The following is a 20,216-nucleotide window of genomic DNA, read 5'->3' on the forward strand; positions in this document are numbered from 1 at the left end:
GAATAGGTTGAAAAAAGTCCCCACCAGTCGCTTATCAATAGCAGCATCCAAATCTACCCTTATCTGACGGGTGTAACGATCTACTTGACGAAGGAGAAATGGACCTGCTTTTCGCTTTATTGGAGTAGTTGCTTTATCTTGCAGTAACTTTAAAAACATAGGCCTTTTGAGTTTTTCTTGAAGTGTGAGAACTCCTCGAAAATACACAAAAGGCCTAATTTTTTGTCATCGCCAAAATTCGGGATGACTCATGTTTGGTTTACACCCCATGAGGCAGGAAGCTGGCAAGAATTGAGAAAAAGCAGGGCGCGGACGCGGGTGCAAGGTGTGTTTCTTAAAGAGCAAGGGCGGCGCGCTGCGCCGCAAAAAGCATAGCCCCTCATTTAAGCCCCGGGTAAAAGTCCGCTGCACGGCCTTTCGCCCGGGGCAATTAAAGGTCGACGCCTACGGCGTCACCAACCGGCCTGGCGCAGTACAAATTTGTCAACCCCTCCCCTGCTTTCCCCCCTTCCCTTTGCACCTGCGGCCCCGCCCAAAGATGCTGATCCGAAGCCGTGCAGGTTGTTTGCCAAACCACTCAGCTTCATCAAGAATTTCCAGGCATGATCAATCAACCAGATCAAAAGAAAACAACATCGAAAATTCGTTTGGTAAAGAACTTGCGTCTGTGTACCTTTGCGCTCCTTATTAAAAAACTTGAGCCATGCCCAAGATGAAAACGCACAGTGGTGCAAAAAAACGCTTTAAGCTTACCGGATCTGGTAAAGTAAAGCGTTTCCAAGCTTACACGTCGCACATGATGCGCAACAAGTCCAACAGCGCCAAGCTTCGTCTCCGTGACGGTGCCCTGGTTTCTGAAGCGGATGAGAAGCGAATCAAGCGCCTTCTTTGTAAGTAAGGAACCCCGACTTTGACCAAAGTCACCCAAGAAATTCCCAGCGAGGAATCTCTATTTTCCACGAGAGTACGGGCCTAAAGAACCAATCGGTCTCCGTACTGTACAAAAACAGAGCTATATGCCACGTTCAGTAAATGCGGTTGCAAGCCGCGCGCGCCGCAAGCGCTATCTTAAAGCCGCCAAAGGTTACTTTGGCGCACGTTCCAAGGTCTACACCGTAGCCAAGAACGCCGTTGAAAAAGGTTGGGGTTATGCCTACCGTGACCGTCGTAACAAGAAGCGCGTTTTCCGCCGCCTCTGGATTGCGCGTATCAACGCCGCCGCTCGTCAGAACGGCACCACTTACAGCCGTCTTATGCACGGCCTTACCGAAGCAGGTGTTGGCCTCAACCGCAAAGTTCTCGCTGACCTGGCGATGAACCACCCGGAAGCTTTCAAGGCTGTACTCGACAGTGTAAAGAAGTAGAGGAGTCACTTCCTCTGTTCTAAGAACATAAATTAGAGCCTCGCTGATCTTTGGATCGGCGGGGCTTTTTTTGGTGAATAAGGGAAGGGGTGAATGATTGACCGCCGCAGGCAGCAGCGTAGTTAATAGCTACCGCAGGTTCCTCTCAGCGCTACGCTTACTCACCCACAATGGTACGTTGAGCGTAATTTTCAAGATTTTTTTCGTCCAACTTCTTTAACTAGTTACTTTTTCTTTAGTTTGGTAGCAACATTCATAAAGAAAAACACTCATACACATGGCTTCTCCCGTAAAAACCTATCAAAAGGAGATGAAAAAATTCGGTTACCGGGCTACCTGGGAACCGAATGCACCCCTTGAAATTGGTGCCGTAGGCAAACTGCATGCCGGTGCTTTCATCCCCTACACCAGCCTTGAAAAACTGGCTATTCCAATGGAAACACTGTCTAGTGAAGGAGAGGGTACCCTGGAACATAATACCGAAGGTGGCGTGAAGTTTTCCACTAAACTCGCCGGTAAAATATCGGACGTAGCTGAAGTCCTTGGAGACGCCGACGCAGGCATCATTATTGAGTTCACCAAGGAAAATGCGGTGGCTTTTAAAGCCAACAAAACCACCAACCAACAGATTAACAACATGGCGGAGGTGGAATCGGCCATCCTAAAACTTTACGCCAAAGGAAAATGGAATAAGGATTACGTACTGGTCACTAACATCATCATTGCGGATTCTACCTCGGTATTTATCTCCCGGACCGCTGGCTCTAAGATAGAACTGAAGGCAAAAGGAAACCTCAGCCCCGGCAAGGTCGACATTGCTGATGTTGACGCGGGCCTAACCATTGTTGGGGACAAAAAGATGGAAACAAAAATTCTAGGAGCGAAAAACATCGTACCACTGTACAAGTTGATGGGTGTTGATGCCGGCTTCCTGGGCTTGGGCACTCCGACCATGGATATTCGGGAGGTGGTCGTTCCTGAAGGCAAATCAGCCCTGACCACCCTTGAACCTGAAGATGACGAATACGATCTAGTTTAAAACCCAGTCCCCTTGTCCCGCCCCGTCGTCCTACTAACCATCGGGGGCATCAGTGGTATTCCCTCCGTACAAAAGGAGTTGAATACCCTGGAGACCCTTCTCGATCCTTTCCACCGGGAGGGAGACCTGACGCTTAAGCTGCAAGGCTTCGCGAACGTCACCGACGTGGCCGCAAATCTGGAAAGTTACGCTGGCACCATTGAGTTGCTCCACTACGCCGGCCACGCTGATGGCGGAGGGTTGGACCTGGACGGCCAATCAGCCATGGCTGAAGGAATCTGTAATTACTTCCGGGGCAAGACAGTACCAAAAGTTGTTTTTCTAAATGGCTGTTCCACCCTCGGACAGGTTGACGACTGGCTGCGCATCGGCGTTCAGGCCGTCATCGCTACAGCCACCAGCATCAACGACGACCAGGCGAGGGAGTTTTCTGAGACGCTCTATCGCCACCTCAGCGAACGCGCTACGCTGGGAGCCGCTTACCAGGCTGCCCGCGACCAACTTTCGCTCAGCAATGTCCACCTCGCCCAAGCCCCCGTCACCCGGGCCGTTTTTTCGTCTCCCTCAGATGATCGTCCCGACCAACTCCCCTGGGGCCTCTACCTCAACCCGGAAACCGGCAACGACGGCGCCAACTACCGGCTACCCTGGTACCAGGGCCAGATATTGACCAAAGTCGCCAAATCTAATTTTCAGCAGGAGCAGGCTACCGACAACTACTACCTTCTCGACGTACTGACGGCCCTGGCCTACCACGACATCAGCATTCCCGAGCGGGTCAAAAAAGCCGATCACTACGAAAGCGAACTCTTTGACATTTTGGTGGAGAGCTACCCCTGGACGATCGGTTACCACCTCAGCCTGCTGTGCAAAGCCACCGACCTGCGCGTACGCATCGAACTCCTTACCAACACCTACCTCGCCCTCGGGCAAACCCTGCACTACGTGGCGATAAGTGAGTGGTGGTGGCTCCTGGAGCACGGGCACATCCGCGAAGACAGCCCGCCACCTCCCCAGGCGTTTCACTCCGAAGACCAAGAGATTTACCCCGTCATCAATCATTGGAAACGGTTCCTCGCCTGGCAGCAATACTTAGCGAAACTGCCCGGTGGGCGGGGGCTTCCCCGGGTAGTTCCTGAGTTCCGACAGCTGGCCGAAAAGCTGGAAAGTGACGCCGATCTGATGAGCGCGCGTAAGCTGTTCTCCAGCCTTACCTCAGTAGCTGAGCTTGATCAGCTGGCGGCTGATCCGGCCTCCGGCGAAGACGCCGAATACTACCTGGCCGCACTACTCCGTGCCTGTTCTTTTCTGGTCAACTACCAGATGCTGGCCGTCCGCAACATCGGCGTGGATTCCAAGCGAGGATCCCCGCCCAGCTTCAGCCATGCTCTGGGAAAACTCTACGCCAACGGCAACAGCAAACTGACCCTACGCGGAATGACGGAAGACCTGGAGGAGTTCTATTACTCCCGGTCGGTCATCCTGACCCGACGCGAACCGGCATTACATGGGAAACCGGTTTTTATCTGCCTTTCGCCGCTCATCATCGACCTGTACACCTACTACGCCACCTCGCCGCCTGAGGGGCAGCGGTCGCTACGCATCTTCACTTTTTCCTTTACCGATGCCAGTGGCGTTCATGGTTTCCACACCACGAACCGGCCGCCCTTTGGAGGGGAACCAGTTACCGGTGATTACGTGGACACCAGGATGCGGTCTGACGAATTCGAAGTGCGCGTCCAGGAGCGTGCCGGTGGAAACCGACGACGGCGACCTGCCGGTGGCGGACAGCCCATGTTGGCCGACGTCAATACCCAAATGACTTACCTCCGTAAAGATCTGGGCCTATGAAAAACAGTCCATTTAAAGGCCTCGATGCCTTCACCCAGGAAGATTACGGCCGTTTTTTCGGGCGCGAGGCGGAGCTGACCGAGCTCTATAACCGGGTGTTGTCCGGCAAACTAACCCTGCTTTATGGTTTGAGCGGGACGGGGAAGTCCAGCCTGGTCCGCTGTGGGCTGGCCAACCGGTTTCGGGACCGCGAGTGGCTGCCGGTCTACGTACGCCGGAGCAATTCAATTACGCAGGCAATGGCCAGGTCATTATACGATGCCTGGCTGGCGGCAGAGCAGCAGGGCGCGGCCGCAGGTGCAGGGGAGGTTGAAGGAGCAGCGGAAGCCAATCCCACCCGCACGCGGCGCGCGCTGCGCCGCAAGCAGACCACCTCAGAACTACCCACCTGGGAAGCTTTCAGCGCCATCGATAACCTCGAGCTGCAGATCGAACAAGTTTACTACGGCGTATATCGTCCTATTTACTTCATCTTCGACCAGTTCGAGGAACTCTATACCATCAACCCCTTCACCGAAACCGGAAGGGAAACCTTTGACCCTGCCGCCCAGGAACGGTGGGAAGAAGAAAAACACAACTTCTACCAGGTCGTCCGGCATTTGCTCGACAGCACGCGGGTCTCCATCCGCATAATACTCATCGTCCGGGAAGAATGGTGGGCGCGAATGAACGTCTTCGAGCACTACGTCCCCGAACTCAATCAGAACCGGATGCGGATCGAGCGGATGGGCGAACGGGAGATTGCTGAAGTCATCCGGGGGACGGCCACCTTCTCGCGGGAGCAGGAGGCTTTCCGTAATGTCTACCTTGGCGAGGAAGACCCTGCTCCGGAAACAAAAAATGCTGCAGAAGTAGCCACCGTCCAGGCCATCATTGAAACTGTCCGCGATACCCGTGATCACAGCCTGGACCTGATTGACCTGCAGATTTACCTGGAACGCCTCCTGGCCACCTTCCCTCCGGACGTACCCGCCATCTTCACCCCCGAACTCGTTGCCAACAACCAGCTGGACAACGTCATCGATGGCTTCCTGGAAGGAAGCCTGCGTACCATCGAACGGGAACTGGTGGAGCGTTGGGCAACGGTCCATTTCACCGCTGAGGTGGAAGCTCCGGAGGAAAGGGCGCAGCGTACCAAAAAGAAGTTTAAAGACCCCTGGGAGTCGGTCAATTTCACCCCCGAGAATAAGGCCCTGATGGCCAGGGCGCGAAGCATCCCCCTGGAAGTCCTTTTCCGCCTGGTCACCGACCAGGGTACCAAGCGGGCTACCGACGAGGAGACTATCCTGAACTCGCCGTTTTTTAAATCAAGGGGTATTACACCCGAAGACATCCGTTTCTGCCTGGAAAAACTGGCCGAATACAAGATTATCAACAGCTACGAATCCTGACCCATGGCAACCAGACACGAAATACGGCACGACCGGATTGCGAAGCGCGTCTTCGAACAGGCCAGCGCGGAGCAGCTGGGCCGGCGGAGGGTGAAGCGACTGGTGGAGGACAAGATGTTCCAGAGCACGGAACGAAGTAAGGAGATCAATAAAATCGCTGCGGAAATGGAAACCGACGATGGGTTTCTGGGCAGGACCTGGCGTTTCAACCACAAACTTCTTGGTTGGCTGAGTTACGCAGCAGCTTTCCTGCCATTCCTACTTCCAATCAGTTATTTACTTGATTATTTCCATAAAAACAAAGCTTCTTTCGCCCGGCAATTTCTTTTGGCACCAGACGAGCTGGCCCTGGTCGACAGGTACAAAAAGGACATCCAGTGGGAAGACCCGAAGTTAGTGAATGATTACATCGAGACCAGTCAACAGACGCTGAAGGTAAAGAACCTGTTTTATACTTCTTTAGGCGTTATTGGGGTGGCATTAATCGCGCTGGCGGCCTTTTTCTGGTGGCAAAACCAGCAGAAGGAAAAGGAGTTGAACGAGCGGCTCGCGGACTACTACGCTCAGGTGGCGGAGACTAAGATTGGGCAGGATAGTTTACAATTGGCTTATCGGCTTAATAAGGAAGCATTGAGGTTGCATCCTACTGATGCCCGGATTTTGCGGCAGGATAGTTTTTTGCAAAGGGCGGTGCCGGATTTTAGCTTTCGCGATTATTCTGAATTCTCTGTGCATTACCCCTTTGTCTTTTATTGTACAGAAAGCTCGAGCGCAAAAGATTTAAAAATACTCCACATTCCTTCACTGACAATACAGACCCTGACCAAGAATTCCAAACTACAAGGATTTAGACAGAATGAAGAATATGCGAGACAGTTCCCCAGCCAATCCGGAAATTTCATTTCTTGGATCGAGGACAATGAACTGAAGGTGGCACGGCGGCAGCTAGATGGAAAATCCTATAAAGAGATAGCTTACTCCATGGGGACTGAGTTGGAGAATCTTACTGTTCTGAACGCGAAATTTGACCTTTTAGCCTTGAGGTACTCAATAGACGAAAAGCACTTATACTTTTTATATGACTTAGGAGATAGTTTATTGATCAGTTGCGCTCAGTTAACGGAAAATTCCATTGGCCGGCCACAACGAATACATACTATACCGATCCCCCTCAAACACAATTATCTTAACTTCGCTTTCTGCACTTCTGAAAACAACGAAACCTATCTCAGTCTCCAGGTCCCAGAGACCGGGTCGACAACCGTTTTCAAACTTTCACCAGATCAAATAATTCCGGTAACTAGCATGAAATTTGCTCCATTGTCAGAAATGGATGGGATACCCAAATTAAAGACCACGCCAAACGGAAAGGGATTAGTATTCTCTGAGGATGGAAGATTTCAAATCCTTTTCTTCGGGACGAAACCTTATTTAAAGGAATTGAAGCTATACCGTGGTAGCCCTTACGATTATTACAATAATTATGAACCTATGGCCATAAGTCAGGGAGAAAATTTGGTTACTCTTCATTTGAACTTTAACAAAGAATTTGTGATTACTTGTTTTGGCGAAGAGGGAGCGCGCGAATTCCAAACAGGTGTGCACTTGCAAATTGACGCGCAAAAGTCTGCACAAAGGAGGCCCAAAATAAGCTTTAATGATAAAGGGACTTTGCTCTGCGTGTCCACTAAAATGGGATCTCTCAGTGCTTTCTCTATTAGGCCTGATACTGTTTTATCCTTTCAATATGACTTTGTACCAGCATGGAGCCGCAATGACGATGATCTTCATAAGTATTTTTATTTAGGTTCAGATAGCTTGCTTGTCCACCTCAACCAATCAGGTGGCTACAATGCCATTATAGCAGGGGCAAATGGTTTTCGGAAAATAGAGGGCAAGCTATCCTCTAAAATACTTTACACAAATGAGGCACAGTTAAATATTTATGAGGAAAGCACCGATGAAACGGTATTGATAAAAAAAATTGATCCCGTTATAAACTCATTAAAAACAATCGACACCATTCCGCTCGGCAGCTATTCCAGACTGTCATTTCATTCATTCTTTGGTCAACCTAATCTCCTTACACAGTTTTGGAATTATGATCATCAATATTACCATGAGGATTACCTTAATCTGAACGTTACTTTTGAGAACCGTACCCGCAATAATTATAATAAATTCTCTTCGCCAACGCTGACGGTTCTAGACTCGGCTGGAACATACGTTTTAATCAAAAGTAAAATCGGTCTTTTTATCGCCGATATTGATCTATTGAAACTTTTAACCAACCCTACCGACCTCCCAGCTCACCTGGCCAACAACCCCCACCTAAACACCTGGCGCCCCGGAGAAAAAGAACGTTATGGCATCAAAGACTAAACCCACCCTATACGCCCTCCTCATCGCCATCGGCGATTACCAGTCGCCAGTGAGTAAGCTGGCCGGAACAATTGCTGATTTGCGGGACATGGAGACCTACCTGAAAGAGGTGGAAGCGGATCATTTCACAGTAGATATCCGGACGCTGAAGGAAGACCAGGCCACCAAGGACAACATCATCGTCGCCTGCCTGGAGCACTTCTGCAAGGCCGGGCCAGAAGACAGTGTATTACTCTTCTTCGCCGGGCACGGTACCCGGGAATACGCCCACTCCTCCGTCTGGACCACAGAAACCAATAACCTCTTGGAATGCCTGGTGTGCTACGACGGGGTGAAGATCGACGAAGAAGGGGAGTTGACCACCAACCTGCTGGCCGACAAAGAGCTCCGGTACTTACTCCACGAAGCCAGTAGCAAGGGTGCCCACGTAAGTGCTGTTTTCGACTGCTGCAACTCGGGGGAGAATACCCGGAGTGCGCTGCCGCAGGTGGTCCGCCGGTTTACGCCACCGAGCAATGGCGCCACTGCTTTTCCCCGTCGGAGCCTGAACCAGTTTTTCTTCTGGGCTGATTTGAAAGCCAAAGCACTGATCAACGATGAGGTGCAACCGCTGTCTACCTGGCTGCCCGAAGGGCGGCACGTACAGCTGGCGGCCTGCCGTGGGCGAGAGTTTGCCTACGAGAATACGGAGACCAACCGGGGTGCCTTTACCGAAAGCCTGGTGACCACGCTGCGAAAATCCGGAGGAAAAGTTACCTACCGTGACCTGCAGGCCGAAGTAAGTAATAACCTGCGCGGCCGTTTTGACCAACAGCCGGAGGCCTACCCCTCCACTAACCCGGAAGATCTTTTCAGCACCTTTCTGGGAAAGGCCGTGGAACCCCGCCCCAACTACGGCATTGTGCAGTACAACCAGCCGGAAGATGGTGAGGCTCGCTGGGTCATCAATATGGGTGGCATCAGTGGATTAACTCAGATTGGCACTAAAGTATTAGTGGATACCCCTGATGGTCAGTTGGCGGCTGAGGTAAGCCGGGTAAACCTTGCCTTCAGCGAACTTTCCTTTGCACCTGCGGCCGCGCCTGATCCAACGAATACCTATCGAGGTGTTCCCAGCACCCAACATCTACCGGCCCTTCCGATCCTCGTTTCCTTTGCCGCTCATGCTCCGGCACCGATAATTGCGGCCCTGACCAAACTCCTCTCCGAAAAATCAACGCTGAAAATCACCGGCAATGCCGCAGCCGCGAAGTATGAATTATCCGCCGATGAGGAGAAATCCTGGCTTACCCTGCCCGGCGATCACCGCCCGCTCATTCACCCGGTTCAGCTTGATGACACAAATTTCACCCTGACCTGGAATCGCTACTTCGATCACCTCGTAGAGTGGCACCGCTTGCTCGACCTGGAAAATCCTGCACCGTTCCGATTCAAAAAATTCCCCCTCCAAATCACCCTCGGTGTCCTGGACGAAAACGAGCAGGAGACGGAACTGCCCGACCGGGAATACCATCAACTGACCTTCTTACCGGATGCCGAAGAGGGGCAACATCGGACCATTAGTTTCCGGATCAGGAACACCCACGATACGGAGCTTTTCGTAGCTCTCCTGGCCTTTGGCCGTGATTTCTTATGTACCAGTAAGTTTCTTACCCCTTCCGTAGTCGCCCTGCCTACCGGAAGTTCTACGGCCATTTTTAATGACCGGCGTAACCCCGGGCAACTACAAGTCGAGCCCAATGATTATATGGTAAAGGACCGTTGGCCGGTAGACAGCATCTGGATTAAGTGCATCGCCTCCACCAACGAAACAGCGTTGAAGTCAGCCGTCCAGGAGTTTGAGTTACAGGCGCTACCCCACCCGCATTCCCGCGAAAAAAATTTCCGGTCCATCACTCCTTATAAGCCCCGACGGACGGGACCGGACTGGATCACCCGCACCTTCAGGTTTGACTTTAAGCTGGAGGGCTCTAGTACAGTGTAACATCATCCATAGCTTGATCTAAATCGCCTTGGCTCCGCTCGGCGACCGATCCCAGGTGCGGAAGATCATCGCGCAGGAAGGGTCGCCGAGCGAAGCCGGGGAAATCAATTTCAGGCTCATTTGGCCATACAGGTAGCTTTTGAACTACAAACTACTTACTGTACCACCACAGTCTCCGTTACCACATAATCTTCTCCCCGGAGGTGGAGAAAGTAGGTGCCAGTGGGCAGGTTCATCGCGCTACGGTCGAGATTAAGCCGGGTTTCGACACCGGCAGATAGTTGCTGAGCGGGCCAGCTCATCAGTTGGCGGCCCAGCAGGTCTACCAATCGAACATCAACCGTGTGGGAGTTGGCCGGAGTGATGGAGAGCTGGCCGCGATCCGTCATGGGGTTGGGGAATACCTTCCAGGTCACCCGCTCCTGAGCGAGCGGAGAAGCACTGGAGACGGTCATTGGCGCACCGTAGGTGTAATCAACGTCATGGATAAAATTAGCCAGGGTCAGGGATTGATCGACATTCGTAATCCGGAATCTTGCCTGGTCGATGTGGCGGTCACGGGCAGTAACGGTGAAAAAATCGTCGACTGGTGTTTCTCCTCTGCGATAAACTCCTGAAGGGCTACCAGCATAATTATCAACTAATTCTCCTTCCTTAAGCGGGCGCATAAATACCCTCACGCTGGAAGCGGTCTGGTTGTTGAGCGTGTAGTAGGCGTTGACCTTTTCGTCATGGGGCAGGCGGGCAGGGCTCGGTGGGCACATCACCAGGTCCTTGAGTTGCAGCTCTCCGAAATAGAGGTCCGTAGGATAAAATATCTCCAACAACGTCTCCGATTGATCAGGGTTAACTGCCAGGAAACGAATATGATCCACCCGCTGGTTATTGGCAGAAATAGTAAAGCCACAGTCGCTGTCACCCGTTCCCATATACACTCCGGAACCACAGGCTCCGTAGCCGGGAGTAAGGCCTCCGTTAGTAACCGGGCGCGGAAATATGCGTACGCCCGCAGCCTCGGAGGTAGCATAGTCAAACTCGACGGTCCGGTTTTCGCCGTTCGGGGCGAAGGGGCTGCCGAGCATCGTAACGTCGGTTACTTTTACGGTACTCCAGTACCAGTTCACGGGGATGAAGAACTCCTGGAGTAGCGTGCTTTGATCATCGTTCAGTATCCTGACGCGCAGGGAATCCACCCGGACATTGACGCCACTATTGATCCGGAAATTAACCGTCTGGCTACCCGTTCCGGTGAAAAGAGCGGACCCACTTGCACCGTAGCCCGGCGTAAGGGCACCGTCGGTAAAAGGGCGGATAAAAATACGCGCACCACCAGTGTGCCGGATGTCGTAATCGAAGGAAACTTCTACGGGTTCTCCCAGTAAAAAAGAGGCGACCGCTTGATCGGCAGAGAAGGCAAAGTCATGGACACCATTTTCGTAGAACTCGTAATGCACGGGCACGTAAAATTCCCGGAGGGTTTCAGATTGGTCAGCATTGGTGACCAGGAAACGTAGTTCTTCGACCGTTGGACCAGCAGTATTTATGGTAAAATTGGCTTCCGAATTACCCGTACCGGTGTATACCGGAGAACCGGAGGCACTGTAGCCCGGTGTGAGTGCACCATCAGTGAAAGGTCGCACGAAAATGCGGGCACCACCGGGTTCATCAATGGTATAATCAAAGTCGACGTAAACCTTTTCCCCCGCAGCGTAAGCGCCAGTACGCGTACCGGAGCGGAGGTCAATGCCACAAATATCATTTTGGGCGAAAGTCAGGGAGGTTACGAAAAGGAGAAAAAAAAGGGTCAAGTTGGTTTTCATAAAAAGCGAATTAGGGATGAACCGGTCTCCAAATCGGATAACTGGCAATACACTTTTATGATTTTTGAAAGGCAAACGTTACAGTAAGAGGTGTTAAATCGATAAAATCAGGCAATCATCTTGCTATTTAACCTGGTTTGCACCAGCGGCCGCGCCTGAATTTCCAGATAGTCAGAAGGCGCGAACGCAGGTGCAAAAAATGGTTTACGGAACAGAGCGTTAAAAACCAATTCCTTGTACTACCTCTTTGACGACGCTTAAATATCAACATTCAAGACCCGAAATTCAACCCGGCTATTAACGCTGTGCTCGTATTCTGAGCAGTTAACGCCATCGGCACAACGGTTCTTCAACTGGCTTTCGCCATAACCACGGCTAACTATCCGGGCCCGGTTAACCGTTTGGGTAACCAGGTAGTCGGCAATAGCCTTTGCCCGTCGTTCAGACAGGACCTGATTTGCCCCCGCACTGCCACGGGAATCGGTATGGGCATTGATTTGGATGCGCAAATTCGGACGTTCCTTAAGCAGGCTTAGCAGGCGTTCATTTACGACGTAACGGTTGTCTTTAGAAAGCGCAGCAGATTCATCCGCGAAAGTGATGGGCAATTCATTATAGCTGGTTAGCTCGCAGTCAATTTCTTCGTAGCTGGTCAGGCCACCTTTTTCAATCAGCTCCTCAAATTCTACGATCTTCCAAAAAGGATTTCCCAGTGTTGTATCGATTGGGCTATAAATAGTCTCCTTAACGGCAGGGTAGGTTTTGAAGCATAGTACCTGGCAATCATCGGGATCGTCAGATTTACAACCTTCGTAAGTAGTCGATTCCCACTGACTCATTTCAGGGATGATCGTTAACTGCGTCAGCCTATGAGGAAAATCCCTTGCTTCCTCCTCGGTATAGGTCAGGTATTCTTTCTCGTACACCTCGTATTCGTCTGGTGTGACGCAGCGAACGTAGCACTTATTTGGATCGGGGTTAGCAGGCAAGTTAGCACTGCTTCGCTGGTTGGCGAAGGCGGAGCTATTGTTGTAATTGGTATTTCCGGGGGTATAGGTTCCGCAGGCCGTTAATAAAACCGCGATGGAAAGAAATAGAAAAAAATGCTTCATTGTTAATGGTATTTAGGTTAAAAGGTGGGCGCGGCCGCTGGTGCAAAGAAAAGGATAAAGGAGCAAAGAAGAGGAGGCTGTGCCCCGGGAAAAAGGAAATTCCTCCAATCTTCCTTACACCTTCCCCGACAGCTATCGGGAGGGCTAAAATCAAACAATCATCCTTTTTTTATCAGGCTCAGAATTTGTTCCACAAAAGTCCGTGCCCTGACCTCTTTCAGCTCCGAGTAGGCGGCCTTATCCTGCTTAGCAGTATTGGCAATCTCTTGTTTTAAGCCTTCGTATTCGTCCCTGGCCCAGGCGTGCTCTCTGAGGTAATTACGGAAACTAAGGTGGCGATGTAGTTCCGGGCTGTCGGGCGGACATACGTACAAATGGTGGCTGATTCGATCCAGGACCGGATGTCCGGGAGCCCGGCCATCCCGCTTGAAGACCTCCCGCTTAGGGATACCATAATCGCCAACGTGGTTATACTCCAAAGACTTTAATGCCGATGAAACCTTCTCAAACGCCGCAGCATTTGGCAACTCTATATCGATGTCAATGATTGGTTTTGCCCCCAGCCCAGGTACAGAGGTGCTACCGATATGATGTACGGTGACATCTAAGCCTTTTGTTGCAGATTCAAGGACTTTTGAGATTTCGAGAAAGGCTTTCTCCCAATCTTCAGTGTACGGTTGAATTAGACGCATGGGTTAATTTAATAACGCGAATCAATAGTTAAAAGCAATGACCTTTCCAACCCAAAACACCTTGACTTTACCGTGGTAACTACGAGGGTCGCCCCTGCAAATCGGGCATTTGAGGGCCGTCGAGGCTGCGCCTCGACGGAATTATGGTACCCTTTCTGTACGGACGTCCCTTGCGGGCACCTGGCACAGCTTAAATAAGGGTGCTGTTTTTAGGCCTTGATTCGCGTTATTGAGTGATGAACTAAACCTGCAACGCAAGTTGCCCACCATCCTTACTCTCCAGCAAGGATGTTCCGTCTTCGCTCAGGAAAGCATCTACGGAGCGGGCGCATTCCCGGCCTTCAGAAATGGCCCAGACAACGAGACTCTGACCTCGACGCATATCACCTGCGGCAAAGACTTTAGGCACGCTGGTCTGGTAGTTGTGCTCAGGGTTGGCAGCTACGTTACCACGCGCATCGAGCCCGACGCTCAGCTTATCCAGTAAGCCCTCTTGCTGCGGATGCAGAAAGCCGGCGGCGATAAGTAGCAGTTGACAGGGGATTTCGCGTTCTGAGCCTTCGATCTTGACAAAGGTGTTGCGGCCAGAGGCATCTTTACCCCAGCGGATGTTCACCGTCTGGATCGCCCGCAGCTTACCTTCTTCATCTCCGAGGAATTTCTCCGTCAGTACCGCCCATTCCCGCTCACAGCCTTCTTCGTGGCTGGTACTGGTTCGGAGGATCATTGGCCAGTTTGGCCAGGTATCCGGCCCCGCAACCGCTCCGGGCTTCCACATCAATTCAATCTGAGTGACGGATTTAGCACCGTGCCGGTTGCTTGTCCCCACGCAATCCGCTCCGGTATCTCCGCCACCGATAACGACGACGTCCCGTCCTTCGGCATGGATTTGCTTGAAGCTGGTGAGGTCGTCCCCGGCTACCCGTTTATTGTTTTGATCGAGGAACTCCATGGCAAAATGAACACCGTCCAGTTCGCGACCGGGCAATTTGAGGTCACGGGGGATGGTCGACCCACCGGCCAGCACTACCGCATCGTTGTTACGTACCAGCTGCTTAGCGTCTACATTGCCGCCTACATCCGCATTTACCTCAAAGCTGATGCCTTCTGCTTCCATCAGCTCGACACGGCGGTCGATGATGTGCTTTTCCATTTTGAAGTCCGGGATACCGTACCTCAACAATCCCCCAATGCGGGTATTGCGTTCATAGACGGTGACGTTGTGCCCCGCCTTATTGAGCTGCGCTGCAGCGGCAAGCCCAGCCGGGCCGGAGCCAACTACTGCTACCTTTTTTCCGGTCCGATTACTCGGCGGGTTCGGTCGGGCATAACCCCGGGCGAACGCTTCCTCGGCAATACTTTTTTCTATGTGCTCAATGGTTACCGCCGGTTGGTTAATTCCCAAAACACAGGCAGCTTCGCAGGGTGCCGGGCAAATACGGCCCGTGAACTCAGGAAAATTATTGGTTTCACTCAGTATCTCCCACGCCACTTGCCAGTCTTGCTGGTAAACAGCGTCGTTGAACTCAGGAATAATGTTGCCTAAAGGGCATTCGCTGTGGCAAAATGGAACACCACAGTCCATACACCGACTGGCCTGTTTGATGGTTTTCTCTTCTGCCATCGGTTCGTACAGCTCCTTCCAGTCATTGACGCGTACCTCTACGGGGCGTTTACCGGGGAGTTCTCTTGTTTCATTGAGGAAGCCTTTTGGGTCTGCCATGGTTGTATTATTTTTCGTGGCCTTCTGGCTACGGTCGAGGTTAACTATTGAAGTTGATTGCAGCATAAATGCTGTGGAACCGGATCAGCTATACGAGCTCGGCAGTTTTAACCGAAAGATTGGGAAGCATTTCCTTTTCCTTTAGCACCCGCTTGTAATCGCGTGGCATCACCTTGATGAAGTGACCTAGTGCATTGTCCCAATCATTGAGCAAGTCAAGCGCAGTTTTCGAACTGGTATAGGAGAAGTGGTTACGAACCATCTGCTTGAGCAGGCCCTTGTCGAAATCCTCAAGGGCTTCGATGTCGGCCATATCTCCGTTCAATTTTACGGGAAAGCTTCCCTTCGGATCGTATATGTAGGCCATTCCGCCTGACATTCCAGCACCAAAATTTTTGCCGGTCTCGCCTAAGATTACAGCCAGACCTCCGGTCATGTACTCACAGCCATGATCTCCAACACCTTCGACGACCGTTTTCACACCGGAGTTTCTAACACAGAAACGTTCACCGGCTGTCCCTTTGATGTAAGCTTCGCCGGAAGTAGCTCCGTAGAAGGCCACGTTACCGATGATGATGTTCTCATGTGGATCGAACTTGGATATCCGGTCTGGTACCACGATCAGCCGGCCTCCACTTAGACCCTTACCGAAGTAATCATTGGATTCACCTTCCAGCAAGAATTCAATCCCCTTGGCGCCAAAGGCGCCAAAGCTCTGCCCGGCCGATCCCCGGAAGCGGAATTTAATGGCACCATCGGGTAACCCCTCTCCGTGAAAGCGGCGACTGATTTCGTTGGAAAGCATGGTACCCACCGCACGGTCCGTATTCTTGATCGGGAAGTTGGTGGTAACCATTTCCATATGTTCAAGGGCAGGTTTTGCCGCCTCCAGTAGTCGGCGGTCCAGTACGTCCTTAAGGCCATGATCCTGAACCGTTGTATTGAAAAGTCCTACGGACTCATCCGCCGATTCTTTCCACAAAATCGGGCTTAGATCCAATGCTTTATACTTCCAGTGTTCAGCGTCTTTATTTGTCTTCAGATGTTCAACCTTGCCCACCATCTCATTTACGGTACGGAAGCCAAGTTCGGCCATAATACTGCGCATGTCTTCCGCCAGGAACCGAAAGAAATTGATGACGTGTTCGGGATCTCCGGTAAACCGGGCCCTTAGGTCTGGGTTCTGGGTGGCAATGCCAACCGGACAAGTATTGACGTGGCACTTCCGCATCATGATACATCCTTCGACGACCAGCGCGGCAGTAGCCACGCCGTATTCTTCAGCCCCCAGAAGGGTGGCGATTACCAGGTCCCGGCCGGTCCTGATCTGACCGTCGGTTTGGAGGACAACCCGATCACGGAGCTTGTTCCTTACGAGGGTCTGGTGCGTTTCCGCCAGGCCCAACTCCCACGGCAAACCTGCGTGCCGGATACTCGACAGCGGGCTTGCCCCCGTACCACCGTCGTGGCCGGAGATTAAGATAGCATCGGCCTTGGCTTTAGCTACACCCGAAGCGATGATACCTACGCCAGCCTTGGACACCAACTTGACGTTGATCCGTGCCCGCCGATTAGCATTCTTAAGGTCGAAGATCAGCTGTGCCAGATCTTCAATCGAATAGATGTCATGGTGTGGCGGCGGAGAGATAAGGTCGACTCCCGGCGTTGAATTCCGAACCCGACCGATCCAATCGTCCACTTTATGACCGGGTAGCTGCCCCCCTTCGCCAGGCTTGGCACCCTGGGCCATTTTTATTTGCAGTTCATCTGCGTTAGTCAGGTAATAGCTCGTCACGCCAAAGCGGCCCGAAGCAACTTGTTTGATGGCTGAGCGCATATTGTTACCGTGCTCATCTACCTCAAAACGAATAGAGTCTTCCCCTCCCTCTCCGGAGTTAGAACGGGCACCAATTTTGTTCATCGCAATGGCCAGCGTTGTATGTGCTTCCCAGCTGATGGAGCCGAAAGACATCGCTCCCGTAGCAAAGCGCTTCATGATGTCTGCAGCCGGTTCTACTTCTTCTAACGGAATCGGATCTCCTTTCCGGAAAGCCAGCAGACCGCGGAGCGTAAGTGCTTTTTCGGTTTGATTGTTGATTTCCTCTTTGTATTTATTGAAGGCCTCTTCGTCGTTTTTCCGCGCAGCAATCTGGAGGTAATGAATGCTCTTTGGGTTAAACATGTGGGCCTCGCCCCGACGTTTCCATTGGTATACGCCCCCTACTTCCAGTTGCGGATTATGGACTGCTTTTTCAGGATAGGCCAATTTTTGGCGTACCAATACTTCACGGGCAATACCGTCATATCCCATTCCCTCAATCCGGCTGATTGATCCACGGAAGCACTCATCGACCACTTTATGGTTCAGGCCAAGCACCTCAAATATTTGAGCTCCCTGGTAAGATTGCAGGGTAGAAATACCAATCTTGGACATGATCTTGAGCAAGCCCTTACCAATTGCCTTTCGATAAATGGTGAGTACATCGCTACGTTCAAGTTTCGCCTCCTCAAATACGTTGGAAGAGTGGAGATCCGACAGTGCAGCGTAAGTAAGGTAAGGATTGACCGCACTGGCGCCATAACCGATCAGGGTAGCGAAGTGGTGGGTCTCCCGCACATCTCCTGCTTCAATAACCAGGCTGGTTTTAGCACGCAGGCCCAGCTCAACCAAGTGGTGGTGCACCGCGCCAGTAGCCAATAAGCTGGGTACCGGAGCCATGAAACTGTCCGCCATCCGGTCGCTAATGATCAAAATGTTATAACCACTACGCACCAGGCTTTCTGCTTGTGATTTGATGTGCTCAATCGCGGACTTCAGGCGGCCCTCCTGGCCATCGGCCTTGAAGACGGAATTAATTAATCCTGCCCGGAAGTCAGGGTGGTGAACCTCTTTGATCTTCGCCAGCTCATCGTTGGTAAGTACTGGCGAATCGAGGTGAATATTTTTTGCGTTGCCCGGCTTAACGTCGGTGATGTTGTCGGTACTACCCAACATGGCGTAGAGGGACATCACGCTGCGTTCCCGGATCGGATCGATTGGAGGGTTAGTTACCTGAGCAAATAGCTGCTTGAAGTAGTTGGCCAGGTGTTGGCTTTGCAGACTTAGTGCCGCCAGTGGCGTATCTGCCCCCATGGAACCGATTGGGTCTTTCTTTCCCTTGATCATTGGTTCCAGCAAGAAGTTGAGGTCTTCTTTGGTGTAGCCAAATAGCTGCAAACGTTGGAACAATGTCGTGGGGCCCATACTTACGCCCGCCCGGCGGCGCAGCGGCAGGTCTTCCAGCCCGATGCGGTGCTCATCAAGCCACTCGCGGTACGGCAGTCTTTTACAAATGGTCTCCTTTAGTTCCTCGTCACCGATAATGCGGTGCTCTTCAAGATCGGCGACGAGGATGCGGCCGGGTTGTAAGCGTCCTTTCTGGACAATAGTAGATTGGTCAACGGGTAATGCGCCAGCTTCACTGGCAACGATGAGGACATTGTCTTCGGTAAGGCACCAGCGGCTGGGCCGCAGGCCGTTGCGATCAAGCGTTGCGCCAACGAGGATTCCGTCCGTAAAGCAAATTGAAGCAGGTCCGTCCCAGGGTTCCATCAGGCCCTTGGTGTATTCGTAGAAGGCTCTTTTGTAATCCGGCATTGTATCATCATGCTGCCAGGCTTCGGGCACCATCATCATCAGAGCATGAGGGATACTCATTCCGTTCAGTGTCAAAAATTCCAGCACATTGTCAAAGTTGGCCGAATCAGACAACCCCGTTCCACAAACCGGATAGATTTTATCCAATTCATCTTCCGAAAAGTGGGCCGTCTCCCGGATCAACGTCTCTTTCGATTTCCACCAATTCACATTACCCTGGATGGTATTGATCTCACCGTTGTGGGCGATCATTCTAAATGGCTGCGCCAGTTTCCACTTAGGTACAGTATTGGTAGAGAACCGGCTGTGGATCAGCGCAATGGCAGACTTGAAGTCAGCGCTCTGCAGATCATTGTAATAACCAGGAAGCTGCCAGGTCGTCAATTGCCCCTTATAAACGATGGTCTTATAGCTGAAACTGGCAAGGTAGAACTGATCCCGGGTCTCGGGGTAAGTAGTGTGGATCTTGTGGGTGGCATACTTCCGCAGCACGTAAAGTTTGCGTTCCAAAGCCTTAGGGTCCATTTCTTCCCGGGGTTTAACGAAAACCTGTTGGAACCGTGGCTCGACGCTTTTACTGGTTGGCCCCAGCTCTTCGTGGTCCGTAGGGACTTTGCGGTAATAGATGAGGTCAAACCCCATCTCGTCTGCATAATCTTCAAAAAGGTACAAACACCGCTCGAGAAGCTGTTTTTCTTCCGGCAAAAACATCATACCAACGCCGTATTTTCCTTTTTCTGGAAGCACCTTCCCTTTTTCTGAAAGCTTTCGCTTGAAAAAATCGTGGGGTACCTGCACTAAAATACCCGCTCCATCCCCACTGTTTGGTTCACATCCGCAAGCTCCACGGTGCTCCATGTTGATGAGCATCTTCAGGGCATCAGTGACCAGCTTGTGGGAGGGGTCTCCGTTCAGATTGGCAATAAAACCAGTTCCACAGGCATCCGATTCCAGATGCTCCGTGTATAATCCTTGTGGTTTTGGTGTATCAGCTACGTATCGCATAGTTCTACTCAATAAATGCCGGAATGGCGTTAAAAAAGTAGCTCTATTTGGTTAGAATCATCTCGCTGGAGTCAATAGACGTGGTGGAAACTCCGGTCTGATTTATAGGTAAACCCAAGATAAAGAGAGAAAATACTATTTCCCATATACAGCCTTACCCCCTTTGATCTCAATTCCGACGCCTAAACTTAGAAGCTAAATTAAGGTAGCAGGTCA

General features: G+C 51.6%; 12 protein-coding genes. 7 read left to right on the forward strand and 5 right to left on the reverse strand.

What is annotated here, in order from left to right; genetic code table 11:
- Positions 1-703: 703 nt before the first annotated feature.
- The 7 genes from rpmI (at position 704) to B036_RS0118895 (ending at position 10,011) form a co-directional block, all read left to right on the forward strand.
- Positions 704-898, forward strand: a complete 195-nt coding sequence (gene rpmI / locus B036_RS0118865) for a 50S ribosomal protein L35 (protein WP_020570288.1) — start codon at positions 704-706, stop codon at positions 896-898.
- 118 nt (positions 899-1,016) lie between these two features.
- Positions 1,017-1,364, forward strand: a complete 348-nt coding sequence (gene rplT, locus B036_RS0118870) for a 50S ribosomal protein L20 (protein WP_020570289.1) — start codon at positions 1,017-1,019, stop codon at positions 1,362-1,364.
- A gap of 277 nt (positions 1,365-1,641) precedes the next feature.
- A complete protein-coding gene (locus tag B036_RS0118875; RefSeq protein ID WP_020570290.1) occupies positions 1,642-2,403 on the forward strand; it encodes a hypothetical protein in 762 nt (253 codons plus the stop codon).
- A gap of 12 nt (positions 2,404-2,415) precedes the next feature.
- The gene (locus tag B036_RS0118880) at positions 2,416-4,254 is read left to right on the forward strand and encodes a CHAT domain-containing protein (protein ID WP_020570291.1); all 1,839 of its coding nucleotides are present in this window, start codon (positions 2,416-2,418) and stop codon (positions 4,252-4,254) included.
- Complete coding sequence (locus B036_RS0118885; RefSeq protein WP_020570292.1) at positions 4,251-5,645, forward strand: ATP-binding protein; 1,395 nt, start codon at positions 4,251-4,253, stop codon at positions 5,643-5,645. The genes B036_RS0118880 and B036_RS0118885 overlap by 4 nt, the downstream gene beginning before the upstream one ends.
- A gap of 3 nt (positions 5,646-5,648) precedes the next feature.
- Entirely contained in the window at positions 5,649-8,027 is a 2,379-nt protein-coding gene (locus B036_RS0118890) for a hypothetical protein (RefSeq protein WP_020570293.1), read from the forward strand.
- Positions 8,011-10,011, forward strand: coding sequence for a caspase family protein (locus tag B036_RS0118895; RefSeq protein ID WP_020570294.1), 2,001 nt, complete (start codon positions 8,011-8,013; stop codon positions 10,009-10,011). The genes B036_RS0118890 and B036_RS0118895 overlap by 17 nt, the downstream gene beginning before the upstream one ends.
- A 155-nt stretch (positions 10,012-10,166) precedes the next feature.
- On the opposite strand, the gene B036_RS0118900 is transcribed toward B036_RS0118895, so the two are convergent.
- From B036_RS0118900 to gltB, 5 genes are all read right to left on the reverse strand, one after another.
- Positions 10,167-11,831 (reverse strand): T9SS type A sorting domain-containing protein, encoded by a 1,665-nt coding sequence (locus B036_RS0118900; RefSeq protein WP_157472223.1) that lies wholly within the window; start codon positions 11,829-11,831, stop codon positions 10,167-10,169.
- Positions 11,832-12,088: 257 nt separating this feature from the next.
- Positions 12,089-12,943: an OmpA family protein gene (locus tag B036_RS30065; protein ID WP_020570296.1), complete on the reverse strand. Its 855-nt coding sequence runs from the start codon at positions 12,941-12,943 to the stop codon at positions 12,089-12,091.
- 158 nt (positions 12,944-13,101) lie between these two features.
- A complete protein-coding gene (locus B036_RS0118910; protein WP_020570297.1) occupies positions 13,102-13,635 on the reverse strand; it encodes a GrpB family protein in 534 nt (177 codons plus the stop codon).
- Positions 13,636-13,876: 241 nt separating this feature from the next.
- Complete coding sequence (locus B036_RS0118915) at positions 13,877-15,358, reverse strand: glutamate synthase subunit beta (RefSeq protein WP_026232126.1); 1,482 nt, start codon at positions 15,356-15,358, stop codon at positions 13,877-13,879.
- 88 nt (positions 15,359-15,446) lie between these two features.
- A complete protein-coding gene (gltB, locus tag B036_RS0118920; protein WP_020570299.1) occupies positions 15,447-20,000 on the reverse strand; it encodes a glutamate synthase large subunit in 4,554 nt (1,517 codons plus the stop codon).
- Between the last annotated feature and the right edge of the window lie 216 nt (positions 20,001-20,216).

Origin of the sequence: Neolewinella persica DSM 23188, from assembly GCF_000373105.1 — a bacterium.
Classification (GTDB): Bacteria; Bacteroidota; Bacteroidia; order Chitinophagales; family Saprospiraceae; genus Neolewinella; species Neolewinella persica.

What these genes read in the sequence shown, in the direction of transcription:
- rpmI (WP_020570288.1), top strand. Translation starts at nt 704, where the DNA reads ATGCCCAAGATGAAAACGCACAGTGGTGCAAAAAAACGCTTTAAGCTT.
- rplT (WP_020570289.1), top strand. Translation starts at nt 1,017, where the DNA reads ATGCCACGTTCAGTAAATGCGGTTGCAAGCCGCGCGCGCCGCAAGCGC.
- B036_RS0118875 (WP_020570290.1), top strand. Translation starts at nt 1,642, where the DNA reads ATGGCTTCTCCCGTAAAAACCTATCAAAAGGAGATGAAAAAATTCGGT.
- B036_RS0118885 (WP_020570292.1), top strand. Translation starts at nt 4,251, where the DNA reads ATGAAAAACAGTCCATTTAAAGGCCTCGATGCCTTCACCCAGGAAGAT.
- B036_RS0118890 (WP_020570293.1), top strand. Translation starts at nt 5,649, where the DNA reads ATGGCAACCAGACACGAAATACGGCACGACCGGATTGCGAAGCGCGTC.
- B036_RS0118895 (WP_020570294.1), top strand. Translation starts at nt 8,011, where the DNA reads ATGGCATCAAAGACTAAACCCACCCTATACGCCCTCCTCATCGCCATC.
- B036_RS0118900 (WP_157472223.1), bottom strand. Translation starts at nt 11,831, where the DNA reads ATGAAAACCAACTTGACCCTTTTTTTTCTCCTTTTCGTAACCTCCCTG.
- B036_RS30065 (WP_020570296.1), bottom strand. Translation starts at nt 12,943, where the DNA reads ATGAAGCATTTTTTTCTATTTCTTTCCATCGCGGTTTTATTAACGGCC.
- B036_RS0118910 (WP_020570297.1), bottom strand. Translation starts at nt 13,635, where the DNA reads ATGCGTCTAATTCAACCGTACACTGAAGATTGGGAGAAAGCCTTTCTC.
- B036_RS0118915 (WP_026232126.1), bottom strand. Translation starts at nt 15,358, where the DNA reads ATGGCAGACCCAAAAGGCTTCCTCAATGAAACAAGAGAACTCCCCGGT.
- gltB (WP_020570299.1), bottom strand. Translation starts at nt 20,000, where the DNA reads ATGCGATACGTAGCTGATACACCAAAACCACAAGGATTATACACGGAG.